Below are 22,314 nucleotides of genomic sequence, written 5' to 3' on the forward strand. Positions count from 1 at the left end.
ACCGCCATCCACACATCGCCCTGTTGAGCCACAGGGCATTTTATTGTTACTGAGGAACACTGTGTTGGATCATGTCTCAACTAGCACGCTTATCATCATTCTAGTCATTATGGTCGTAGTTTCGGCTTATTTTTCTGCCTCCGAAACCGGCATGATGACACTCAATCGTTACCGCCTACGTCACTTGTCCAAACAGGGTAATCGTGCTGCGCGCCGGGTTGAAAAGTTACTGCGCCGCCCTGACCGCCTGATAAGTTTGGTATTAATCGGCAATAATCTGGTCAATATTTTGGCTTCAGCGCTCGCGACGATTGTCGGCATCCGGTTATACGGCAATGCCGGTGTCGCCATAGCGACTGGCGTATTAACTTTTGTGGTGCTGATTTTTGCCGAGGTCATGCCAAAAACTATCGCCGCCCTTTATCCTGAGCGCGTTGCGTTCCCCAGCAGTGTTTTACTGGCCCCATTGCAAAAAATCATGCTGCCTGTGGTGTGGCTCCTCAATACCATCACGCGCGGGCTGATGCGCCTGTGTGGTATTCGCGGCAATGTGCACAGTAGCGACGCGGTGAGTAAAGATGAATTGCGCAGTATTGTGAATGAATCCCGCTCGCAAATCTCTCGGCGTAATCAGGATATGTTGATCTCCGTGCTGGATCTGGAGAAGGTGACGGTTAGCGACATTATGGTGCCGCGTAATGAGGTCATCGGGATAGATATCAATGATGATTGGAAATCAATCATGCGGCAACTCACTCACTCGCCACATGGCCGCATCGTGTTGTATCGTCAATCATTGGATGATGCTATCGGTATGCTGCGGGTGCGGGAAGCCTACCGGCTGATGACAGAGAAAAAAGAGTTCAATAAAGAGAACCTGCTGCGCGCAGCGGATGAAATCTACTTTATTCCCGAAGGCACACCACTCAATGTGCAATTGGTCAAGTTTCAGCGTAATAAAGAGAAAGTCGGCATGATTGTCGATGAATATGGTGATATTCAGGGGTTAGTCACTGTTGAGGATATTTTGGAAGAGATCGTCGGCGATTTCACCACGTCAATGTCTCCTACCTTGGCGGAAGAAGTTAATCCGCAGAGCGATGGCTCAGTGCTGATTGATGGTAGCGCCAATGTGCGCGAACTGAATAAAGCGTTCAACTGGTCACTCCCTATAGATGCCCGCACTATCAATGGCATGCTACTCGAGGAGCTTGCAGATATTCCGCAGGTAGATGCTCAAGTTCGTGTTGGAAATTATCTAATTGATGTGCTGGATGTCCAAGAAAATATGATTAAGCGGGTACGAGTGACACCCATCTTGCCTGATAACCATCTCGGCTAACGGCTTTCCCACATATATGCGCCATAAAAAAGACGCTATTCAGCGCCTTTTGTCATTTATCTACTCAATATCAGAATGCACCGACTGACACTAAATGTGCAGCTCAGTCAGTTTTTCCTTCGGTAACGCCAACTCTTCGTTGTGGTTGATGCGCACACCTCGGTCAATAATACCTTTGGCGATTTCCTGCGCTTCTGCCAGCGAGTGCATATGATAAGTTCCGCACTGATATTCGTTTAGCTCAGGGATCTTGCGCTGGTCAGTGACTTTCAGCACATCGGCCATTGCGGCTTTCCAGGCATCAGCAACTCGCTGCTCATCGGGCGTACCAATCAAGCTCATGTAAAAACCGGTACGGCATCCCATGGGCGAGATATCGATAATCTCAACACCATTGCCATTGAGATGATTGCGCATAAAACCAGCAAAAAGATGTTCCAGAGTATGGATTCCCTTCTCTGGCATCACTTCTTTATTTGGCACACAGAAACGCAAATCAAATACAGTTATCTCGTCGCCATGAGGAGTTTTCATCGTCTTAGCAACGCGCACTGCGGGTGCTTTCATAATGGTATGGTCTACGGTAAAGCTATCCAATAATGGCATTTAGTCACCTCCTCATAAAAAAATAATTTTTATTTGATCTTTTTTTCGCAACTCGTGAAACTTTTTTCTATCGCGCGCGTCTTAATATGTGAAAGACGCGCATTTGTTATCATCATCCCTGTTATCAGAGATGTTAATTTGGCCACAGCAATGTGGCCTTTTCTTTTTATTGACCGCCGTGAAGCACCAAATACTCCTCAAAGCTTAGCTTATCTTTGAGTTCTAGCTCACGTTGACGCCCCCAAGAAGCCGCTCCCTCTTCAGATAATTGCTCTTCAGTGAGTAACTCCAAAGGTTCACTTTGCAGCATTTCTCGGTAGCGCTCGGCCAGTTCAAGGCCAACACCACCAATACCATCCTTTTTCATCGCTTGCAAAATGCGGGCAGAGAATGTCAAACTCGGATCATCAAAGGACGCGACAAGTTCATCACAAACCTGTTGATATTCAGTGCTTTCTTTCCCATCTAATACTTCTGCAACACGGCGTAGGTCGGCAAATAGGTCTTTACCCACTTTTGCTAACGGCGCACGCGTATCGTTGCATCCCATACCGATAGTCTGGTCAGGTTTACGCCCCTCCAAAATGACTCGATTCCAGTTTTTCCGAGTACACAGCAATTCGTCGCTGCTCATTTCAGGCGCATCTGCCAATACACACCAAATCAGGAATAGATCAAGGAAACGCGCTTGCGCGGCATCCACACCAATCGGCGAGAATGGGTTAATGTCCAAGGAGCGCACTTCAATATATTCAATCCCACCGCGCAGCAAAGCATCAGATGGTGACTCGCCAGCGTGGGTAACTCGCTTAGGCCGAATTGGCGCATAAAGCTCATTTTCTATCTGTAACACATTAGTATTCAGTTGCAGATGGCGGTCACCGTCTTTTAATCCTAATGCCGCATATTCTTCTGATGGTGTTTGAATCGCGCGCTTCAGTGCCGCAACATAGGTATGCAAATCATTAAACGTAATACCCAAATTACTTTGTGATTTATTGGTGTAACCCAAGTCACTCAAGCGCAATGAGGTGGCATAAGGCAAATAACACATCCCTTTATCATTGCGCTCAAACGGTAATGCGGTCTCACGTCCTTGCAGGAAGGATGAGCAAATAGCCGGAGAAGCGCCAAACAGATAAGGAATAACCCAGCCAAAGCGATAATAATTACGAATCAGACGGAAATATCCCGCTGAAATCTCTTCCTTGCCGCTTTTTTCATCGGTGACCCCCGCCCATGCCTGCCAAAATTCCAACGGCAAAGAGAAGTTATAGTGCACACCAGAAATAGTTTGCATCAAAGCACCGTAACGGTTTTTTAGGCCTTCACGATAAAGTGTCTTGAAACGGCCAATATTAGACGAGCCATATTTAGCCAGTTCAATATCCTGCTCAGCACCAATAAAGCAAGGCATACTCAGTGGCCACATGCGCTCATCGCCCAGTTTACGTGCGGTATAGCGGTGGATATCACGCAAAAAAGTCAGCAGATGGTCAATATCACCATCGACTGGAGTAATGAATTCCAGCAATGCCTCAGCAAAGTCGGTGGTAATCCACTGATGAGTCAGCGCTGCACCCAATGACTCAGGATGGCCCGTCGAGGCTAAGTGGCCGTCGGCAGTGACTCTTAATGTTTCCCGCTCGATACCGCGGCGGATCCCTTTTAGGGCTTTAGGGTGCGCTTCCAACCAAGTTAACGCGTGTGATACATCCGGGATCAAATCGACCTCCCGCTCTTGAAAACCATAACTCGCCAGCATACTGAAACTGCATAGGTGTGACTACGTAAGTTTGTCACATTCTTTACTGCCACCAGGCAATTCCTTGTAACGTAATTACCGTTAACACGATATAACGCAATGCTTTTCCCAAGCACAGAAAAAAAGCCACAAGGCCCCAAGGCATACGCAACCAGCCTGCCAACACACACATCAAATCGCCCACCACCGGTAGCCAGCTCAATAACAAAGCAGCCGGGCCAAAACGTTGAAGCCAGCCAAGCGCTGTATTCATCCCGCGTTGTGGTTTTAGTTCCGGTAATAAACGGCCTATAACAACATTAGTTAGCCCCCCAAGGGTGTTCCCGATGGTGGCAGACAGCACCAACATCATGACCGGCGCACTGCTTGCCGTTAAGAGGGTAACTAATAGAATTTCAGAATTTCCGGGTAAGAGCGTCGCGCTAAGAAAGCTACTCCCAAACAATGAAGCAATAGCTAGCGTACTACTCACAGTAGGCGCACATCAACTATTGCCATATTGGCTCGCTTTGCTGCCTCAACACCAAAATCAGCATCTTCAAAGACCACGCACTTGTGTGCGGGCACACCGAGTAGTTGCGCACAGCGCAGAAATGTCTCCGGCTCAGGCTTATGTTTGGTGACATCATCGGCACCGACAATAACGTCAAAATAGTCACGTAAGCCCAAGTGGCGTAAAAGCAGCTCAGCCATGGCATGCTCGCTGCCAGTACCAACAGCCATATGTTTACGCCCATAATAGGCTTTAACCACGTCAATGAGCGGCAGAGGCTTCACATCATCCAGCAACATAGATTTAAACAGAGTCGTTTTCTCTGCGGCCAGTAAATGAGGATCCAAGTCCAATTGATGATTAGCAATGATTACACGTGCAATCTGCCACGTCGGCGCACCATTCAAAGCAACCAAAGCCTGCTCGTCAAATTTCATGCCGTACGACGTGAGCACTTGGCGCCATGCCTGACGATGCGTAGGCTCAGTATCCAGGATGGTGCCATCCATATCAAAAATTAAGCCTTCATAGCGATCGTACATCGTGACCCCGCGACCAAGGAGAAAATGAAAAGCTACTTTATCGCAAACTAACTAAATTGTCGCTCATTCTATAATCAACTGAATTTCATCAAAAAAATAGCATTCCCAAGCGAGAATAATGCTATCTAGCATAGTGAAAATCAACGAATTAGGGGGGTTCAATAAATGAGGTCAAAACATTCACATGGCGAGTAGCACAAGCCTAAAAGCAGAAAACCCCGCCGTAGCGAGGTTTCTTAATATGGTGCACCCAGGAAGATTCGAACTTCCGACCGCTCGGTTCGTAGCCGAGTACTCTATCCAGCTGAGCTATGGGTGCAATGTCGTATTGCTAACTTTATGGGTGCGTTTCAACAAGTGAAACTTAACAACAAGATTGATGATCCAGAAGATGGTGCACCCAGGAAGATTCGAACTTCCGACCGCTCGGTTCGTAGCCGAGTACTCTATCCAGCTGAGCTATGGGTGCAATTAATTCTTTGACACTACCTGATGTTCATTTGACTATTTCACCATACTGCAAAATATGGTGCACCCAGGAAGATTCGAACTTCCGACCGCTCGGTTCGTAGCCGAGTACTCTATCCAGCTGAGCTATGGGTGCATAGTAAATGGCGGTGAGGGAGGGATTCGAACCCTCGATACAGCTTTTGACCGTATACTCCCTTAGCAGGGGAGCGCCTTCAGCCTCTCGGCCACCTCACCATACGCTTCTTGCGAATTGTGCCTAACTTGCTTTTGAAGAAGCTCATCGGCACTGCGTGGCGCACATATTACTTTCCCGCACTTATAAGTCAAACAATTTTTCCCAACTCACGCTCATTTGCACAATTCACACGCAACATGGCCAGTTTGGCGTCAAAAAGAGTGTTTTATCAACAGGCAAGATAGTGTTTATTGCGCTATTCCCTGAGGGCGAGAAAAAAGAAATAATCCTGATAGCTCAATTAAATTAGTCGTAAACAGAAAATTATGACGGGAATAAAAACACAAGAAAGGGATAAATAGCAAAATGCAGTAGGGATAAACAGCAGTAGCGCCTCGTGTAACACGAGACGCTTCTTCAAAATCAGTAAGTCGTCGGTTGGGACTTTTCTGCTTGGATGCGCTGGTAGATTTCTTCACGGTGAACAGAAACCTCTTTCGGAGCATTTACACCAATTCGAACTTGGTTGCCTTTAACCCCTAATACAGTAACCGTAACCTCATCGCCAATCATGAGTGTTTCACCAACTCGACGAGTCAGAATAAGCATTCTTTGCTCCTTGAAAAATTAAAAGAGTCGGGTCTCTCAGTTTCCCCGCCATTATCCATCATACACCGTGAAAACGTAAGCCATCACATTCACATAAAATGTAAGTAGCTTGGTCAAGTCTCTAACTAATACAAGTTTAGCTGAAGCAAATAACTTTGCGTTTAACTTTGTTTTCGAACTATGACAGGAAAATTGAAAAACGCCATACCCAACATAGAGATATGGCGTATTGATTTAATAGGTCATGACTTACTTATAATCGAGATGCCACCCATGCTTCAACACTTGCTAATGCTGACGGCAATGCTTGCACATCGGTACCACCCGCCTGAGCCATATCAGGGCGTCCACCGCCTTTACCGCCAACCTGCTGGGCAATATCGGCAATTAACTCACCCGCTTTTACTTTGCCGGTGAGGTCTTTAGTGACACCAACAATAAGGCTAACCTTATCTTCTGCTGTCGTCGCCAGCACAATAATAGCGGAACCCAGTTGATTTTTAAGGTCATCAACCATTGTACGCAACATTTTTGGCTCAACGTTATCTAACTGACTAACAAGAAGTTTCACACCATTGACCCATTTAGCATCGGACGATAATGAGGCACTTTCCTGAGCAGCTTGCTGATCTTTTAATTGCTGCAGTTCACGCTCCAGCATTTTACTGCGATCCAATACCGCGCGGACTTTATCTGCCAAGCTATGGACATCACCTTTAACCAGATGAGCAACATCCTGAAGCAGGTCACTCTCCTGGTGCAACAGTGCAATCGCCCCCTCGCCTGTGACAGCTTCAATACGGCGAATCCCGGCGGCAGTACCCGACTCAGATAAAATGCGGAACAGACCAATATCACCAGTACGGCTGGCATGGATACCACCACATAGCTCGGTGGAGAAATCCCCCATGGTCAAGACCCGCACTTGGTCGTCATACTTTTCGCCGAACAGTGCCATTGCGCCTTTTTCTTTCGCCGCATCCAACGCCATGACTTCAGTTTGGACGGGCATATTACGCCGAATTTGCTCGTTAACCATATCCTCGACCTGACGAATTTGTTCCGGTTTCATTGCTTCAAAATGAGAGAAATCAAAACGCAGATATTTATCATTAACTAACGAGCCTTTCTGAGCAACATGGTCGCCCAATGTCTTGCGCAATGCTGCGTGCAGCAAGTGAGTTGCTGAATGATTCAAACGAATACGATTACGCCGCGCAACATCCACTTGAGCATCAATGCTGTGATTAACTCGCAATGTTCCATGAGTCAATTGCCCAAGATGGCCGATAGCTTGGCCATACTTCTGAGTATCATTTACAGCAAAAGTGGCGGTCGCATTTTTCAGCTCGCCTTTATCACCAACCTGACCACCAGACTCACCATAGAATGGCGTTTGATTCAATACGACAACCGCTTCTTCACCGGCATGAATCTCATCAACAGCTTTGCCATCACGGAACAGCGCAGTGACGGTAGCCTGTTGGTGGACATGGTCATAGCCAGAGAACTGGCTGGCGCTATCAACACGAATCAGGCTGTTATAGTCAGCACCGAAGCCACTGGATTCACGAGCGCGACGGCGCTGATCTTCCATTGCTTGCTCAAAACCAACCTCATCAACTTTCAGATTGCGCTCACGGCAAACATCGGCAGTTAAATCAACAGGGAAGCCGTAGGTGTCGTATAGGCGGAAAGCCGTTTCACCATCAAGGGTATCACCGGTTAACTTGCTGAGTTCTTCATCCAAGAGAGCCAGGCCGCGCTCTAATGTCCGCGCGAACTGCTCTTCTTCCGTTTTCAGCACCTGCTCAACCATCGCCTGCTGCTGTTTCAATTCATTAGCAGCTGAGCCCATAACCGTAATCAGCGGAGCAACCAGCTTGTAGAAGAAAGTATCTTTCGCCCCCAGCATATTTCCATGACGAATAGCACGACGAATGATACGGCGCAGAACATAGCCGCGGTTTTCATTCGACGGAATAACACCATCAGAAATCAGGAAAGCACAAGAGCGAATATGGTCAGCAATAACACGCAGTGACTTGCTAGAAAGATCAGTAGCCCCCGTGACATCAGCCACTGCGCGAATTAAATCGCGGAACAGGTCAATTTCGTAGTTAGAATTAACATGCTGTAATACCGCAGCAATGCGCTCCAGCCCCATGCCGGTATCAACTGATGGCTTAGGTAATGGCAGCATGGTGCCATCAGACTGGCGGTTGAACTGCATGAAGACGATATTCCAGATCTCAATATAGCGATCGCCATCTTCTTGCGCCGAACCTGGAGGGCCGCCCCAAATATGGTCACCATGGTCAAAGAAAATCTCTGTGCATGGGCCGCAAGGGCCAGTATCACCCATTTGCCAGAAGTTGTCAGAGGCAAAGGCACCGCCTTTGTTATCACCTATGCGAATAATACGCTCACGAGGAATCCCAATGTCATTAGCCCAGATCTCATAGGCCTCATCGTCAGTTTCGTAAACAGTTACCCACAGTTTGTCTTTCGGTAAATTAAACCACTGCTCGCCGGTTAATAACTCCCAAGCGAAACTGATAGCATCATGTTTGAAGTAATCACCGAAACTGAAGTTACCTAACATTTCGAAGAAGGTGTGGTGACGTGCGGTATACCCTACGTTTTCAAGGTCATTATGCTTACCACCTGCTCGCACACAGCGCTGAGAGGTCGTCGCACGGGAATATGCCCGCTTATCCAAACCTAAGAAAACATCCTTAAACTGGTTCATCCCGGCATTGGTAAACAACAGCGTAGGGTCATTATTAGGGACCAAAGAGCTGCTTGATACAACCTGATGTCCCTTGCTATGGAAGAAATCGAGAAACGCTTGACGAATCTCAGCGGTGCTCTTGCTCATAATTGTCCCGGAAACAAGCTAAAAGAATAGCCCGCAAGCAAATTGAGTTACTTAAAACGGCAACACAATGGGTAAGCTCACGAACAAAAAGTGGGACTAAGATAAATTTTCTTCGAGGGGAAGTAAAATCCTGTGTGCGTTCATTCGACAAAATCATTGTAAATTGACTGAATTTCCTCCTGGAAGAAACCACGATAGAGAAGATAGCGCTGAACTTTAACCTTCTCTTTCCATTCAACCGGTAAAACTTCACTAAATTTACGCTGGGCGACTTCTTTTGCGAGTAAGCACCAATCTATTTCACTAATTCCAAAAGCAGCTTGAATGAGTTCTTTATCGACACCCTTTTGCATCAATTCGGAACGGATACGCTGTGCGCCATATCCTTTACGACTACGGCTATTAATGTAGCTGGTAGCAAAGCGGGAATCATCCAACCAATTATGTTGGTAGCAATAAGCAATAACTTGCTCGATAACTTGCGGATCAATATCTGCGACGGGCTCGCCGCCCCCATTGCCCGTGAGTTTTCCCCACTGACCTTTTGCAGAAAATGGCTGCAATGCAAGCTTGCGACGTAATTCAGATTCACTATGATCACGTTGAGAGAGTAGCCTCATGGCGCGGCTTAGTAGGTCATTCATAGATATCCTTCTTGCATGAGGTCACAGAGGTACTAGCGGCACTCACTACCCGGGCTGTCATTGAGTTGAACTTCTGCCAGATTGCTGCTTATGGGCTTATAGCAGCGCCAATGATACCAAAATAAATATACATTGAAGCCACTACATACCCGCGTTTACTAAAACGGCCCACTTATAAGTGAGCCGTTTGTTAACTACCTAATTTGTTAACCAAATCTATGATCGTGCAAATTAAAACTCTTCGCTGGTTTCATCTGTTTCATCAGCAAATGCTACTGCAACAGGTTGTTCACCATTGCCCCCATTTAGGAGCATTTCACGTAATTTTTTATCCAACTCAGCAGCAACCGCTGGGTTTTCTTTTAAGTAGTTACTGGCATTCGCTTTACCCTGACCAATCTTGTCACCGTTATAGCTATACCAAGCACCTGCTTTCTCAATTAGTTTGTGCTTAACACCTAAATCAACAAGTTCACCATTAATGTTGATACCTTCACCATACAGGATCTGGAATTCGGCTTGTTTAAATGGTGCCGCGATTTTGTTTTTCACCACTTTAACGCGAGTCTCGCTACCTACAACCACATCACCTTCTTTTACTGCACCAATACGACGAATATCTAAACGCACCGAGGCATAAAATTTAAGGGCGTTACCGCCAGTTGTGGTTTCAGGGTTGCCAAACATAACGCCGATTTTCATACGGATCTGGTTAATGAAGATCAACAAGGTATTCGCATTCTTCAGGTTACCTGCCAATTTACGCATGGCCTGGCTCATCATACGTGCTGCAAGCCCCATGTGAGAGTCACCGATTTCACCCTCAATTTCAGCTTTTGGTGTCAATGCGGCCACGGAGTCAACGATGATGACATCAACTGCACCAGAGCGAGTTAGTGCGTCACAAATTTCCAGTGCTTGTTCGCCAGTATCTGGCTGGGAACACAGCAGGTTATCAATATCTACGCCTAACTTTTTAGCATAAATTGGATCAAGAGCATGCTCAGCATCGATAAAGGCGCAGGTTTTACCTTCGCGCTGTGCGGCAGCAATAACTTGTAAGGTCAGTGTTGTTTTACCGGATGATTCTGGGCCATAAATCTCAACAATACGCCCCATTGGCAGGCCACCCGCCCCCAATGCAATATCAAGAGAAAGAGAACCAGTAGAGATGGTTTCAACATCCATTGAGCGGTCTTCGCCAAGGCGCATGATAGAGCCTTTGCCAAATTGCTTTTCAATTTGGCCCAGTGCTGCTGCTAACGCCTTTTGTTTATTCTCATCAATAGCCATTTTTACTCCCTCTCTGGGATGCCGGGTTGCCCCTGTCATCACCACTGAATGTTGTTTTGTGCAGGAAATTACCACTAATTATACTGTACAATCATACAGTATCAAGACTAATTTTGCAGAAAATTATCTAATAGCGTTTGTAGTGCGAAAACAGCCGCTTGTAACCTCACATCATCACGGTCACCGTAAAAAAGCTGCTGACTGACTAAAATCTGACCATCATGCGAGACAAAAGCAAACCATACCGTACCAACCGGCTTCTCCGCGGTACCGCCATCAGGCCCAGCTACGCCGCTTATTGATACCGCAAAGTCCGCGTTTGCTGCTCGCAATGCGCCTAATGCCATCTCGCGAACTACGGCTTCACTGACTGCGCCATGCTCTGACAACGTACTTTCTTTTACACCCAGTAAATCATGTTTTGCCGCATTACTGTAAGTCACAAAGCCCCGGTCGAAATAGGCTGAGCTGCCCGCGATATCAGTCAAGGCTTTGGCCACCCATCCTCCGGTGCAAGATTCAGCACAGGTAATCCAAGCCGCACGCTCTTTTAGCTTATTACCTACCGCAATACTGAGCTGACGTAATTGTTTCTCGCGCATTATTGCCCCCTACTCGAATGAAATCCACTGCTGCCGATAGTAGCACTTCTTTCCGCCATAACGACAACAGCGGTTAGTTATGCGAAACGCCTCGCAAGGTTTCATGAAAAAAAGTGTATTGCCCTACAAAGCTTTACCTCAGGGACTCAGCTGTTAGTATCAAAATAAAGACGATGCGGCTGGCAATATCTGTCGTAGCGGCAAATATCCGGGATGATGAACTAAGGACGTGACAGTGAAAAAAATTCTTAACGCCTTCTTCCCTCTTTATAGCGCCACCGTATTGATGCTATTGGGTTCAGGTTTATTGACCACGTATATCTCGTTAAGGTTGACCACCATCCATGTCTCTGGCGCATTAATTGGGGCCATCATTGCCGCAAACTATATTGGTTTAGTCATCGGAGGTAAGGTAGGCCATTTCCTGATTGCTCGAGTTGGGCATATCCGTGCTTATGTGGCCTGTGCAGGCATCATTACGGCGGCGGTACTAAGCCATGGGCTGACTGAATACATCCCCGCCTGGGTGGTTTTACGCTTGATTATTGGTCTCTGCATGATGTGTCAGTTTATGGTGCTGGAAAGCTGGCTTAATGACCAAGCCGAGTCTAACCAGCGCGGCACAGTATTTGGCTTTTATATGGCCGCAACCTATGCGGGCATGGCGTTGGGCCAGGTGGTATTGATGCTTCAACCTGAGTTGGGTCTGAGCACACTGATGATTATTGCTCTGTTTTTTGCTCTTTGTCTGGTGCCAGTTGCACTGACGACTCGCAGTAATGCCCAACAGATGTCGCCAGCCCCTATGGAGCTGAAATTCTTTATCAGTTCGATCCCCAAAATACTGGCATCGACATTAGTCATTGGCATGATTGTCGGCTCGTTTTATGGCCTGGCACCGGTCTATGCCAGCTTGCAATCGCTTTCTACTCAAGAAACCGGCCTGTTTATGGCATTGTCTATCTTTGCCGGTCTGGTCGCCCAGCTCCCACTCAGTTGGTTGTCCGATCGCTATAACCGTACGTTATTAATACGAATTAATGCTTTATTACTGGCATTAACCGCACTCCCATTGGCGCTAGTGCCTCATATATCGTTCCATTTTTTATTGGGTTTGGGCTTTATCGTCAGTATGTTGCAATTTACCCTTTATCCGTTAGTCGTTGCCTTAGCCAATGACCTGATTGCGCCAGAACGAAGAGTTTCTTTAGCTGCTTGTTTATTGATGTCATTCGGAGTCGGTGCCAGTATCGGCCCACTTGCCGTGGGGGCACTAATTGCACCTCTGGGTGGCAATATTCTGTATGCGTTCTTCTCTCTCTGCGGCTTAAGCCTGATAGCACTCAGCAGAACTGTACAACAGGATCAGGATGAATTTGTTAACGATGCCCCAGTGCCACATATGGCAATACCTGACAGTCTGGTCAGTTCTCCACTGTCCCCGGCGCTAAATCCCAGTTTTGATGAGCAGTTGATCCACGACATTATGCCGCCGCCAGAGCAATCCGAAGCAGAAAAAAGCCCCATGGCGCCCCTCTCCGAGGATGAGTATCAACAGCATTAATGCTAATGGTGACAGACATCTCTTATACCCTGTCATCTCGAGATATATGTGCTTTTGCTCATTATTGACTCAAAAAGGCGCTAGTTTGGTACTGCTTGTTATTTATTCGGCTTTGAATAAAAATACCAGCACCAGGTATTTAGCAGGATGGAACCATGTCGAGACAAGATGAACAACGGTTATTGGTGAAAATAGCTACGCTGTATTACACCGAAGGCATGAAGCAATCTGAAATTGCTGACAGCTTGCATTTATCTCAGTCTTTTGTCTCACGGGCGATAACCCGCTGCGTCAAGGAAGGCGTGGTTAAAATCAGTGTTATCCAGCCGCCTAACATGTTTATTGGCATCGAATCACGGATTCAAAAACACTATGGAATTGACCAGGCTATTGTGGTGGATATCGCTGATGACGCCAGTTCCGCCCAGATAAAACAGGCTATCGGCTCTGCGGCAGCTCATTATATGCAAACCAGTATTCGCCCCAATGATATGGTGGGCATCTCTTCATGGAGCAGCACTATTCGGGCAATGGTCGATAACCTTCACCCGCTGAACATCAAAACCAGTGGTGTGATTCAGTTATTAGGCGGGGTTGGCCCCAACGGCAATGTGCAGGCCACCTTGTTAACACAATCATTGGCAAATATTCTAAATTGTCCGGCCTACTTGCTGCCCGCGCAAAGTATCGAGCGCTCAACCGAGGATCGCGCCCGGCTGATATCCAGCGGTGAAGTCGCTGATGTAGTGAATAAATTTGCTGAAGTTGACCTAGCATTAGTGGGTATCGGTGACTTAGAACCGTCACAGTTGTTGAAAAATTCCGGTAACTATTACCATGAAGAAATGCTGAAATTACTGGCAGAACGTGGGGCAGTGGGCGATTTATGTTTGCATTATTTTGATGCCGCTGGCAATGCCGTGCTCAGCGATGAAGAGGATCCGGTGATTGGCATGTCATTGCCGCAATTACGAGCTTGCCCACGGGTCGTGGCACTGGCAGGTGGTGTCGGGAAAAGTGCCGCTATTCGCGGTGCGCTGACAGGCAATTATATTGACGTATTAATTACCGACAGAATTACCGCTGAGACATTACTGTAGCCATATAGTTAATCGCACCGTCCTTGGTGCGCAATGATTTAAGGACTTAACATAAATAGCTTATTTTGCATGCCAGTAACAATCAACGCCCAGATATTTACTGAATGCTTCTTGCAATACTTTAGCTGTGGCTGAATGATTCATCGCCACATGATGCTCGAAACCATGGTTACAGATGTGTGTCAGTAAACTTTCCAGTTGCGGCACTTCCACCACGGCACGGCATCCAACGGTATCCAGCTCATCACTGACAGAGCGCCCCTCTCCTACATAGGCGCGCACTTGGCCGGTAAAATCATCGGAGGAGAGGCGAAAATAAGTCAATGGCCCAGACTTCATGCGGCCATGGACAGCTCCGCAGGTATTCTCACAACCCACCGTTGTTCCAATAATATCCGCAGTGCCCATGGTTGAGCTTTCCAAACTTTCGCTGGCAAAATTACCGCAATGGAATAGCACACACTTATCTCGCTCTGCGCCAAAATTATTATTCCAGTCAGCAATTGAGGCCGGAGCCAGTGAGCAACTCGCCAGCGCGTACATTGATAGCGCTCCCATCACATCCACCTCACAAGCACTTGGCATTAATTGCCCAGACATCACACTCATAATGGAGCAGACGTTGATCCCCAGATTTTGTTGCAGTGATGTCCAGCACTGCATGGCGGTGGTATCAATATCATTGGCAATAATCCACTCACTGATAACCACGAACAATTTTGCCATTTTGTGCAGTTTATCTTGCGGGATAGCCTGGGTATCACCATTCGCTTTTAAGAGAGCCAATTTTTCATCGACACGGATATCATTATCACTGAGGTTAGCCACGCGGAAAAACACCTCGGATAAATCGAGGGTTTCAACTGTAATCCCCAAATTTTCTAATAACTTTTCGCTGTAACGCACGGTATTAAAGTTAGTCGGGCGTGCGCCGATCGCCCCAACCCGCACCCGTTTCATGGCATGCACCACACGGCACAGCTGTACAAACTGTTCGACATCGCGGCTAAAAATTTCGCTGTTTAAACTGCAAACATGCTGCTGAGTCAATGTGAATGGAATGCCATATTGGCGCAGGTTATTACAGAGTGATATTTTGCCGCAGAAACTGTCCCGACGGGTCGCCAGCCCCATTTTATCCAGTGCATCTTCTTCGGCCTGCACCAATACCGGCACTTTCAGGCCAGAAAGACGAATGGCATCGGAGACACTTTTTTCATCACCAAAGTTAGGCAAAATGACCACCACACCGTGGATTTCTTCGCGGTGTTTACGGAACAATTCGGCACACACTTTGGCGTCACGCCAGTTTTCTACCCCACCGAGCGGGGTTTGCTCCTCATTGAGCATAATGGTGTTAATTCCCAGGCGGTCGAACAGTGCCTGGGCATCACGGCGCGCGTCTGCCACTAGATAGCTTGGGAAGAAACCCCGGTTGCCGATAATCACCGCAAAAGTTAACTTACGAGGTATTGCTGACATATGCTTACTCCAGATTTGGGTTATTTCGGCTGAAAACGCGCGCGCGCGATGGCCGATTGCCAGAGGCTATAGTTATCTTGCATCTCCGCACTCTGAGCGCGCGGTTCGATGTATTCCACTTCGCGAGGCAGGGCGGCCAATTGCTGGCTATCCTGCCACCAACCAAGGGTTTTCCCGCCTAAATAAGCCGCCCCCAGTGCCGAGACTTCCGCGGTATGATTGCGTATCAGGGTGCGCTGGAGTAAATCGGCCTGGAATTGCATCAGCCAGCGATTACTGGTTGCCCCGCCATCAACCCGCAGCCGTTCAAGGCGGTGATGGCCGGCTCTTTCCATCGCAAAAAAGACATCCGCAATTTGGTAAGCAACAGACTCTAGCCCAGCACGGGCCAGAACGGCGGGTGTGCTGGCGTCAGTCAGGCCACAGAACAAACCACGCGCCTGACTATCCCAATAAGGCGCGCCCAAACCTGATAATGCCGGCACAAAATAGACCCCTTGATTACCCGGCAGGCTTTGCGCCATGTCGGTCAGACGGGCTAAATCAGTGATTCCTAACATGCGCGAGACCCACGCCACTGCGGAGCCGGTGTGGGTGATATTGCCCTCGAGGGCATAACGCAACTCACCGTCATGCCACGCGATGGTGGTGCTCAGGCCGTGACTCTGTGCATTGGCTTGTTTTAACGTGGTCATCAGAGAAGACCCGGTGCCATAAGTGGCCTTGACTTCACCGGCGCTGCCGCCCCCTTGCCCATAGAGCGCAGCATGTGAATCACCAATTTGGGCGACAATCGGCACTCCCTGACCTAAGCCGATGATGCCAGTATTGCCGGTATGCCCATGGACAGCTGCCGAGGGCAAAACCGCCGGCAGACAGAGGCTGGGAATACCAAATAACGCCAACAAATCAGGGTCCCATTGCCCGGAATGGATATTGAATAGTTGGGTACGGGCAGCATTGGAAAAATCAGTAGAGAAACTTTGCCCCCCACTGAGTTGCCAGGTCAGCCAACAGTCGATGGTGCCGACACAAAGCTCGCCATGGGCCGCCCGCTCAACTCCCTGAGGGATTTCGGCTAACATGCCATGGATTTTAGCCGCAGGGAACAGAGGGTCAATTTGCAACCCAGTGCGCTCTGCCACCATGGCGGCTTCGGGCAGTTGGCCCAGTGCTTGGCAAAAAGCCTCCGAGCGCCGGCACTGCCAACTAACCACTCGGCTCAGTGGAATACCGGTATCGCGCTGCCAAATAAGCACCGATTCGCGCTGGTTACTGATAGCAATTCCAGCAACCCGCGCGCCCACTAACTGACTCAGACAGCCCTCGATTGCCAGAGAAACTGCTTGCCAGATAGCGAGCGGGTCTTGTTCCGCCCAACCGGGCCTTGGGTGTTCCAGTTGCAAGGGCACCGATGCTTTCGCCAAAATCTGCCCAGCCGTATCCACTGCAATGGCTTTCGCGTTAGTGGTGCCCTCATCGATAGCCAAAATAATCGGTGACGCCGCCTGTCTGCTCGGTAACATAGTTACTCTCCTCGGCAGAACCGCAGAGCACGAGCCACAATGCCCGCGGCATCAAAACCGTGATAGGCGCGCATATCCGCCCTATCGGCAGCAATGGCATACCCACCATCAGGAATGCCTAATCTCACCAGAGGAATACCGCTGCCCGCCTCGGCCAGCACTTCGGCCACCAAGCTGCCGACACCGCCATTAATATTGTGTTCTTCGATGGTCATCACCCGCTGGCTGTTTTGGAGAGTGGCTAATAGCTGCTGAGTATCACACGGGCGAAGAGAAGAAACGTTGACCACCGCAGCAGAAATATTGCTATCTGCCAGTATTGCCGCGGCACTAACAGCCTCATGCACTGTAGAACCCATCGCCACCAGAGCAATATCCTGCCCTTGCTGTAGGACATCAATTTTTCCGGCAGTGAACTGATAGTGTTCATCATGAAGTGGCGGCAAAGATTTACCGTCCAGCCGGATATAAACCGGCCCAATATGCGCCAGAGCATAATCAATTATCTGGCGGCACTCTTGCGGGTCAGAGGGCGCATAGATTTCAATATTGCCAAACCCGCGCAGGATGCCGATATCATCAATACAATGGTGGGTGCTCGCCAGCGGCCCATAGCTGGCCCCCGAGTTAAGACCAAACAGTTTTACATTGCTGTTGTTGTAGCAAACATCAATTTTGAGCTGTTCATTGGAGCGCGAAATCAAAAATGGCGCAGCATTACAAGTCACTGCCACTTTCCCGCCCATGGATAACCCCACCGCGGTGCCCACCATCGCCTGCTCAGCAATTCCAACATTCACTACCCGGTCAGGGAAGCGGGTGATAAATGGCCCAATTTTCGCCGTCGAAGTTGAATCGGCGACTACTGGCACCAGATCCACGCCGTTATCCACCGCGCGAATAAATTGCTCAACCATTACCGCAGCCAAATGTTCTGCATTACTCATCGCTCAATTCCTCCAGTGCCAGCTCAATTTCAGCACCTTTCGGCACCCGGTGGTGCCATTCCACGCGCCCTTGAATAAAGGAGATACCCGCCCCTTTTTCGGTGTTGGCTATCACTACGTTGGGTTTGCCGTTTTGCTGTAATCCCTCCAGTGTTTCCACCACTGATTGCATATCATTACCAATACATTCAGTAACTTGCAGGCCAAATGCCTGCCACTTATCTGCCAGCGGGTCAGTATTCATAATCGATTTAGTGGTGCCTGCCAGTTGGAGTTTATTTTTGTCATTAATGATTATCAGGTTGTCCAGCTGATAGTGAGCGGCAACTAACGCCGCTTCCCAGTTACTGCCCTCAGCCAGTTCACCGTCGCCGGTCAAAACAAATACCCGCCGCTTGCTGTTAGCGCGTTTTGCCGCCAAGGCAATCCCCACCGCAACCGGTAAGCCGTGGCCCAAAGCCCCGGTATTTAATTCAATACCCGGCGTTTTATGTTTGACCGGGTGGCCCGGCAGATGGGAGTTAGCATGTTGATAAGTCGCCAACCATTCTTCTGGGAAATAGCCCGCTTCCGCCAGGCAGCAGTAATAGCCGCCCACCGCGTGACCTTTGGACTGCACATAAATATCGCGATCGGGATCAGTGAGCCGGTCTGGCGCGCAATTAAGGATACGGAAATAGAGTGCAGCCAGAATCTCTACTTGCGAAAGATCAGCGCCGGTATGCCCCCCTGCGGGGCTGTTCGCATTGAGCACGACTATCCGGCGACGGATAGCCCGCGCCTTTTTCACCAGCTCATCGACTGACAGTGAATACGGATTCATGACATTACCTCTCTTAATTTTCATCCGTCAGTGAATTTTTACTCACTTCGGAATATTTATTCCTGATGAGGCTAAAAAATAGCTTTCATCAAGCCTGTCCGGAAATCTCCCTCCGGCGGAACATCTTTGCCATTCAGTGCCTAACAGGCTACATCTGCCTGTTTAGACGGTTATTTATGCTTGCTCACTCTTCTCTATTTGTGGCACCGCCGTCACCTTTTGCGAAACAATCGCGGCCTTATGCTGCATCCGGTTTTGCATCTGGTCGATAATCACCGCCACAATAATCACGATCCCTTTGATAACCATTTGCCAGAATTCGCTGACCCCCATCATCACCAAACCATCAGCTAGAATGCCGATAACAAATGCCCCAATCAGCGTACCAAGGATGGTACCGCGCCCCCCGGCCAGAGAAGTCCCCCCCAGCACCACGGCCGCAATCGCATTCATCTCAAAACCACTGCCATTGGCTGGATGGCTGGCCACTAATTGCGCAGAAACGATGATTCCGGCAATGGCGGCACAGAAACCCGAGATGGTGTAGACCCATACTTTGACCTGCCGAACCTTGACACCAGACAGCTCGGCGGCACGTTCGTTATCCCCAATGGCGTAAACATGGCGGCCAAACGGTAGGCGGCGGGCAACATAAGCAATGACCAGCGCCAGAATGAACATAATCCAAATGGCAATCGGTAAACCCAGTAACGTGCCAGACCCCAATACATCAAAGCCGGTATTGCCCAGTTGTGGATTGCCTTGTAAACCGGGGAAGGTTTCACCACCGGAAATCAGCATTGCCGCGCCGCGCACCACATACATGGTGCCGAGGGTGCAAATAAATGGGGCGACGTTATAGCGGGTAATTATCCAACCATTTACCGCGCCAATCAGTGCGCCGATAACCAACACCACCGGAACGACCACCCAAACACTGGGGAAGATGGCAATACCAAACATTGGTAAAACAATACCTTGGGTGATCATCCAGCCCGCAATCATGCCGCATAACCCCAAAGTCGCCCCGATAGAGAGGTCAATACCCGCGGTGATAATGACAAATGTGATGCCCAGAGCGAGAAAGGCATTGATAGCAATATGCTTCACCATAATGATCAAGCTGCCGGTCGCCAGAAACCCCGGCACCATCACCGAAAAGAAACCCAGGATCAGGAACAGGGCAATAAAGGTGCGCATCTTTAGTAGAAGCAGCAGCATATTCTCCCGTGACCACGACGATCCACCGGGCTGGTGACTCGCCAACGCAGTGCCAGTTGTTGCTTTCATCATTCAAACCCTTGTGCGCTTGCCGTAACCAATGCCGACTCACTGGCCGACTGACGAGCAACATTCGCCGTCAGTTTGCCGTTCGACATCACCAGAATGCGGTCTGATACCGCCATGATTTCTTTCAGATCTGAGGTGGAAAACAGAATCCCAATTCCCTGCTCAGAGAGTTTCACCATCATTTCAAATACATCCGCTTTCGCGCCGACATCAATACCTCGAGTCGGCTCATCCAGCAGTAGAATGTTCGGGCTGGTCAGTAATGAGCGGCCAATGACGACTTTTTGCTGATTGCCCCCACTGAGCGCCTGAATTTCCACTTCCGGTGATGAAACTTTGATAGACAAATCGTCAATCACCGCTGCCACCACCTGTGACTCACTCTCTTGCCAAATGGCAAACCGGTGTTTCAGCCGCCGCCATAAGCTGGAAATGGTCAGGTTATTGGCAACAGATGACACCGGGAAAATGCCGGTTTTTTTGCGATCTTCCGGCACTAAACTCATGCCCAGACGAATGCGCTCTGCAGTTGAGGTTTTGGCATTAATCGCGGTGCCATTGAGCCGAATAGCCCCGAGATAGCTCTGTTGAGTGCCTAATAGGCATTCAAACAATTCGGTGCGCCCGGCCCCCATCAACCCATAAATCCCGACAATTTCACCCGCACGAACCGCCAGCGAAACCTGATTCACCACGGTGTTACCGGATTCATTGATTAAAGTGATGTTATCCACTTCCATCATGGGCGCGCCGAAAGTCCGGCCCGGATGCAGGAAACTGGAAACCGGATCACTGCCTAGCATTTCGCGAACAATCCACGGCACATCAATGTCTTTGACGGCAGCTTCGGCCTGGAAGCGGCCATCACGTAGAATGGTGATGTAGTCACCAATCGCCATCAACTCTTCCAGCCGGTGTGAAATGTAGATGATAGAAACACCCTGCCGGGTCAGTTCACGAATCACCCGGAACAGAATATCGACTTCCGTTTTACTCAGCGCGGAGGTCGGTTCATCCAGAATCAAAATGTCTGCCTGCTCCGCCAGTGCCTTGGCAATTTCAATCAATTGCTGCTGGCCGACTTTAAGGTTGGCTACCATTTCTTTCGCTGAAATCACTTGATCAAGACGCACCATTAATTGCTCCGCAATCAATTCCTGCGCCGCCTGATTAATCGGTTTCAAGCCTTGCTGAATCTCGCGTCCCAGAAAAATATTTTCCGCGACATTGAGATTTTCTGACAAATTCAATTCCTGATGCACCATACCGATACCGAGTGCTGCCGCCTCACGAGTATTGGCAATTGTCACTGGCTGCTCATTTAAGTAGATTTGTCCGGATGTGGGTTGCTGCACACCCGCCAGAATCTTCATCAATGTTGACTTCCCTGCGCCATTCTCGCCAATAATCACATTCACTTTGCCGCGATAAACATGGTAACTGACGGCATCTAGTGCCAATGTGCCAGGAAAACGCATCGAAATGTCCTCAGCACGCATGACGATGTCAGGTCGGTGGTCCATTAGTGGCTCTCCTTATTCAAACTGAGTGGCACGGCCTGACTTAGGCTGGTGGGGGTAAGTGTCAGCGCCGCCAAGACGTCCACTTGCTGCCCAACCCAACTGGCATCGGGTTTTGCCACATCCTGCAAAGCACGTTTACTTAATGCCTTGGCAAGCTGGGCGTACTGCACTTGATTCTTAAAATCTTCGAAGCGAATAAAGCTTGATGCATCACGAATAGCATTGCCTTTGACGATGGGCCCCAATTGCAGTATTTGTTCATCACCGTCAACGGCGATAGTTATCGCCCCTTCCCGCCCTTCTGTTTCTACCGCCACCACTTTGCCGCTAAAACGCACAAAACGGCTTTGGCTATTTTTCCCTGTTGCTGGCTGACTTTGCTGCTGTTTCACCTGTTGCCAACTGGCTGCATTGCTGTTGGCAAACGGCATAACTTTACTCACCCAAATGGTGGCGGCGACTTTGTCCGGTGGTTGGTTGTAGTCACTGACGACTGCATTCGGGTCAACCGGCAGAATCGGCTTGCCGTTTTCATCTAAATCCACCACGGTGCAAGCCACCAGCACGGCGCTGATAACCAACAAACCGCCTGCTTTCGATAAGCCACTGAACCACATACTGCCTCCTGTCAGGAGG

19 protein-coding genes and 4 tRNA genes are annotated in these 22,314 nt (G+C 48.9%); 3 read left to right on the plus strand and 20 right to left on the minus strand.

Annotation, left to right across the window (positions count from 1 at the left end; all coding sequences use genetic code 11):
* Positions 1-64: 64 nt before the first annotated feature.
* Entirely contained in the window at positions 65-1,342 is a 1,278-nt protein-coding gene (locus D5F51_RS14560) for an HlyC/CorC family transporter (RefSeq protein ID WP_162301850.1), read from the plus strand.
* A 90-nt stretch (positions 1,343-1,432) separates the two neighbouring features.
* Here D5F51_RS14560 and luxS read toward each other — a convergent pair whose 3' ends face one another.
* The 13 genes from luxS to pncC all read right to left on the minus strand — a co-directional run bounded on the left by luxS (position 1,433) and on the right by pncC (position 11,423).
* The gene (luxS, locus tag D5F51_RS14565; RefSeq protein ID WP_025379338.1) at positions 1,433-1,948 is read right to left on the minus strand and encodes an S-ribosylhomocysteine lyase; all 516 of its coding nucleotides are present in this window, start codon (positions 1,946-1,948) and stop codon (positions 1,433-1,435) included.
* A 166-nt stretch (positions 1,949-2,114) separates the two neighbouring features.
* Positions 2,115-3,713, minus strand: a complete 1,599-nt coding sequence (gene gshA / locus D5F51_RS14570) for a glutamate--cysteine ligase (RefSeq protein WP_186368185.1) — start codon at positions 3,711-3,713, stop codon at positions 2,115-2,117.
* A 43-nt stretch (positions 3,714-3,756) separates the two neighbouring features.
* Entirely contained in the window at positions 3,757-4,185 is a 429-nt protein-coding gene (locus D5F51_RS14575; RefSeq protein ID WP_129197522.1) for a YqaA family protein, read from the minus strand.
* Positions 4,182-4,748: a fructose-1-phosphate/6-phosphogluconate phosphatase gene (yqaB, locus tag D5F51_RS14580; RefSeq protein WP_129197524.1), complete on the minus strand. Its 567-nt coding sequence runs from the start codon at positions 4,746-4,748 to the stop codon at positions 4,182-4,184. Before yqaB ends, D5F51_RS14575 begins: the two co-directional genes overlap by 4 nt.
* Positions 4,749-4,990: 242 nt before the next feature.
* Positions 4,991-5,067 (minus strand) — tRNA-Arg (locus D5F51_RS14585).
* A 73-nt stretch (positions 5,068-5,140) separates the two neighbouring features.
* Positions 5,141-5,217: transfer RNA gene (locus D5F51_RS14590), tRNA-Arg, on the minus strand.
* Between the two features lie 58 nt (positions 5,218-5,275).
* A tRNA-Arg gene (locus D5F51_RS14595) sits at positions 5,276-5,352 on the minus strand.
* Between the two features lie 8 nt (positions 5,353-5,360).
* A tRNA-Ser gene (locus D5F51_RS14600) sits at positions 5,361-5,453 on the minus strand.
* A 364-nt stretch (positions 5,454-5,817) separates the two neighbouring features.
* Positions 5,818-6,003, minus strand: a complete 186-nt coding sequence (csrA, locus tag D5F51_RS14605) for a carbon storage regulator CsrA (RefSeq protein ID WP_002209449.1) — start codon at positions 6,001-6,003, stop codon at positions 5,818-5,820.
* Between the two features lie 253 nt (positions 6,004-6,256).
* On the minus strand, positions 6,257-8,884 hold the full coding sequence (gene alaS / locus D5F51_RS14610; RefSeq protein ID WP_129197526.1) for an alanine--tRNA ligase: 2,628 nt from the start codon (positions 8,882-8,884) through the stop codon (positions 6,257-6,259).
* Between the two features lie 140 nt (positions 8,885-9,024).
* A complete protein-coding gene (recX, locus tag D5F51_RS14615) occupies positions 9,025-9,528 on the minus strand; it encodes a recombination regulator RecX (RefSeq protein WP_129197528.1) in 504 nt (167 codons plus the stop codon).
* A 231-nt stretch (positions 9,529-9,759) separates the two neighbouring features.
* Entirely contained in the window at positions 9,760-10,821 is a 1,062-nt protein-coding gene (gene recA, locus D5F51_RS14620) for a recombinase RecA (RefSeq protein WP_025379343.1), read from the minus strand.
* 107 nt (positions 10,822-10,928) lie between these two features.
* Positions 10,929-11,423, minus strand: a complete 495-nt coding sequence (gene pncC / locus D5F51_RS14625; protein WP_025379344.1) for a nicotinamide-nucleotide amidase — start codon at positions 11,421-11,423, stop codon at positions 10,929-10,931.
* A gap of 235 nt (positions 11,424-11,658) precedes the next feature.
* On the opposite strand from pncC, the gene D5F51_RS14630 reads away from it, so the two are divergent.
* Positions 11,659-12,987, plus strand: a complete 1,329-nt coding sequence (locus tag D5F51_RS14630) for an MFS transporter (RefSeq protein ID WP_129197530.1) — start codon at positions 11,659-11,661, stop codon at positions 12,985-12,987.
* A gap of 155 nt (positions 12,988-13,142) precedes the next feature.
* Positions 13,143-14,087, plus strand: a complete 945-nt coding sequence (locus D5F51_RS14635) for a sugar-binding transcriptional regulator (RefSeq protein WP_025379346.1) — start codon at positions 13,143-13,145, stop codon at positions 14,085-14,087.
* 60 nt (positions 14,088-14,147) lie between these two features.
* Here the strand turns inward: D5F51_RS14635 and D5F51_RS14640 are convergent, their stop codons facing one another.
* The 7 genes from D5F51_RS14640 to D5F51_RS14670 form a co-directional block, all read right to left on the minus strand.
* Positions 14,148-15,569, minus strand: a complete 1,422-nt coding sequence (locus D5F51_RS14640) for an L-fucose/L-arabinose isomerase family protein (RefSeq protein WP_087768536.1) — start codon at positions 15,567-15,569, stop codon at positions 14,148-14,150.
* A gap of 20 nt (positions 15,570-15,589) precedes the next feature.
* Positions 15,590-17,095, minus strand: a complete 1,506-nt coding sequence (locus D5F51_RS14645; protein WP_129197532.1) for an FGGY family carbohydrate kinase — start codon at positions 17,093-17,095, stop codon at positions 15,590-15,592.
* 2 nt (positions 17,096-17,097) lie between these two features.
* The gene (locus D5F51_RS14650; protein WP_129197534.1) at positions 17,098-18,042 is read right to left on the minus strand and encodes a transketolase family protein; all 945 of its coding nucleotides are present in this window, start codon (positions 18,040-18,042) and stop codon (positions 17,098-17,100) included.
* Positions 18,035-18,865 (minus strand): transketolase, encoded by an 831-nt coding sequence (locus D5F51_RS14655; RefSeq protein WP_129197536.1) that lies wholly within the window; start codon positions 18,863-18,865, stop codon positions 18,035-18,037. Before D5F51_RS14655 ends, D5F51_RS14650 begins: the two co-directional genes overlap by 8 nt.
* A gap of 174 nt (positions 18,866-19,039) precedes the next feature.
* On the minus strand, positions 19,040-20,155 hold the full coding sequence (locus D5F51_RS14660; RefSeq protein ID WP_391592408.1) for an ABC transporter permease: 1,116 nt from the start codon (positions 20,153-20,155) through the stop codon (positions 19,040-19,042).
* Positions 20,155-21,678, minus strand: a complete 1,524-nt coding sequence (locus tag D5F51_RS14665) for a sugar ABC transporter ATP-binding protein (protein ID WP_129197538.1) — start codon at positions 21,676-21,678, stop codon at positions 20,155-20,157. Before D5F51_RS14665 ends, D5F51_RS14660 begins: the two co-directional genes overlap by 1 nt.
* Positions 21,678-22,295, minus strand: coding sequence for a DUF2291 family protein (locus D5F51_RS14670; protein WP_129197540.1), 618 nt, complete (start codon positions 22,293-22,295; stop codon positions 21,678-21,680). The genes D5F51_RS14665 and D5F51_RS14670 overlap by 1 nt, the downstream gene beginning before the upstream one ends.
* Positions 22,296-22,314 lie beyond the last annotated feature (19 nt).

This window comes from Yersinia hibernica, assembly GCF_004124235.1.
Taxonomy (GTDB): domain Bacteria; phylum Pseudomonadota; class Gammaproteobacteria; order Enterobacterales; family Enterobacteriaceae; genus Yersinia; species Yersinia hibernica.

Excerpts from the sequence above, each read along its gene's own strand:
- luxS (WP_025379338.1), bottom strand. The coding sequence starts at position 1,948 with ATGCCATTATTGGATAGCTTTACCGTAGACCATACCATTATGAAAGCA.
- gshA (WP_186368185.1), bottom strand. The coding sequence starts at position 3,713 with ATGCTGGCGAGTTATGGTTTTCAAGAGCGGGAGGTCGATTTGATCCCG.
- yqaB (WP_129197524.1), bottom strand. The coding sequence starts at position 4,748 with ATGTACGATCGCTATGAAGGCTTAATTTTTGATATGGATGGCACCATC.
- csrA (WP_002209449.1), bottom strand. The coding sequence starts at position 6,003 with ATGCTTATTCTGACTCGTCGAGTTGGTGAAACACTCATGATTGGCGAT.
- alaS (WP_129197526.1), bottom strand. The coding sequence starts at position 8,884 with ATGAGCAAGAGCACCGCTGAGATTCGTCAAGCGTTTCTCGATTTCTTC.
- recX (WP_129197528.1), bottom strand. The coding sequence starts at position 9,528 with ATGAATGACCTACTAAGCCGCGCCATGAGGCTACTCTCTCAACGTGAT.
- recA (WP_025379343.1), bottom strand. The coding sequence starts at position 10,821 with ATGGCTATTGATGAGAATAAACAAAAGGCGTTAGCAGCAGCACTGGGC.
- pncC (WP_025379344.1), bottom strand. The coding sequence starts at position 11,423 with ATGCGCGAGAAACAATTACGTCAGCTCAGTATTGCGGTAGGTAATAAG.
- D5F51_RS14635 (WP_025379346.1), top strand. The coding sequence starts at position 13,143 with ATGTCGAGACAAGATGAACAACGGTTATTGGTGAAAATAGCTACGCTG.
- D5F51_RS14640 (WP_087768536.1), bottom strand. The coding sequence starts at position 15,569 with ATGTCAGCAATACCTCGTAAGTTAACTTTTGCGGTGATTATCGGCAAC.
- D5F51_RS14645 (WP_129197532.1), bottom strand. The coding sequence starts at position 17,095 with ATGTTACCGAGCAGACAGGCGGCGTCACCGATTATTTTGGCTATCGAT.
- D5F51_RS14650 (WP_129197534.1), bottom strand. The coding sequence starts at position 18,042 with ATGAGTAATGCAGAACATTTGGCTGCGGTAATGGTTGAGCAATTTATT.
- D5F51_RS14655 (WP_129197536.1), bottom strand. The coding sequence starts at position 18,865 with ATGAATCCGTATTCACTGTCAGTCGATGAGCTGGTGAAAAAGGCGCGG.
- D5F51_RS14660 (WP_391592408.1), bottom strand. The coding sequence starts at position 20,155 with ATGAAAGCAACAACTGGCACTGCGTTGGCGAGTCACCAGCCCGGTGGA.
- D5F51_RS14665 (WP_129197538.1), bottom strand. The coding sequence starts at position 21,678 with ATGGACCACCGACCTGACATCGTCATGCGTGCTGAGGACATTTCGATG.
- D5F51_RS14670 (WP_129197540.1), bottom strand. The coding sequence starts at position 22,295 with ATGTGGTTCAGTGGCTTATCGAAAGCAGGCGGTTTGTTGGTTATCAGC.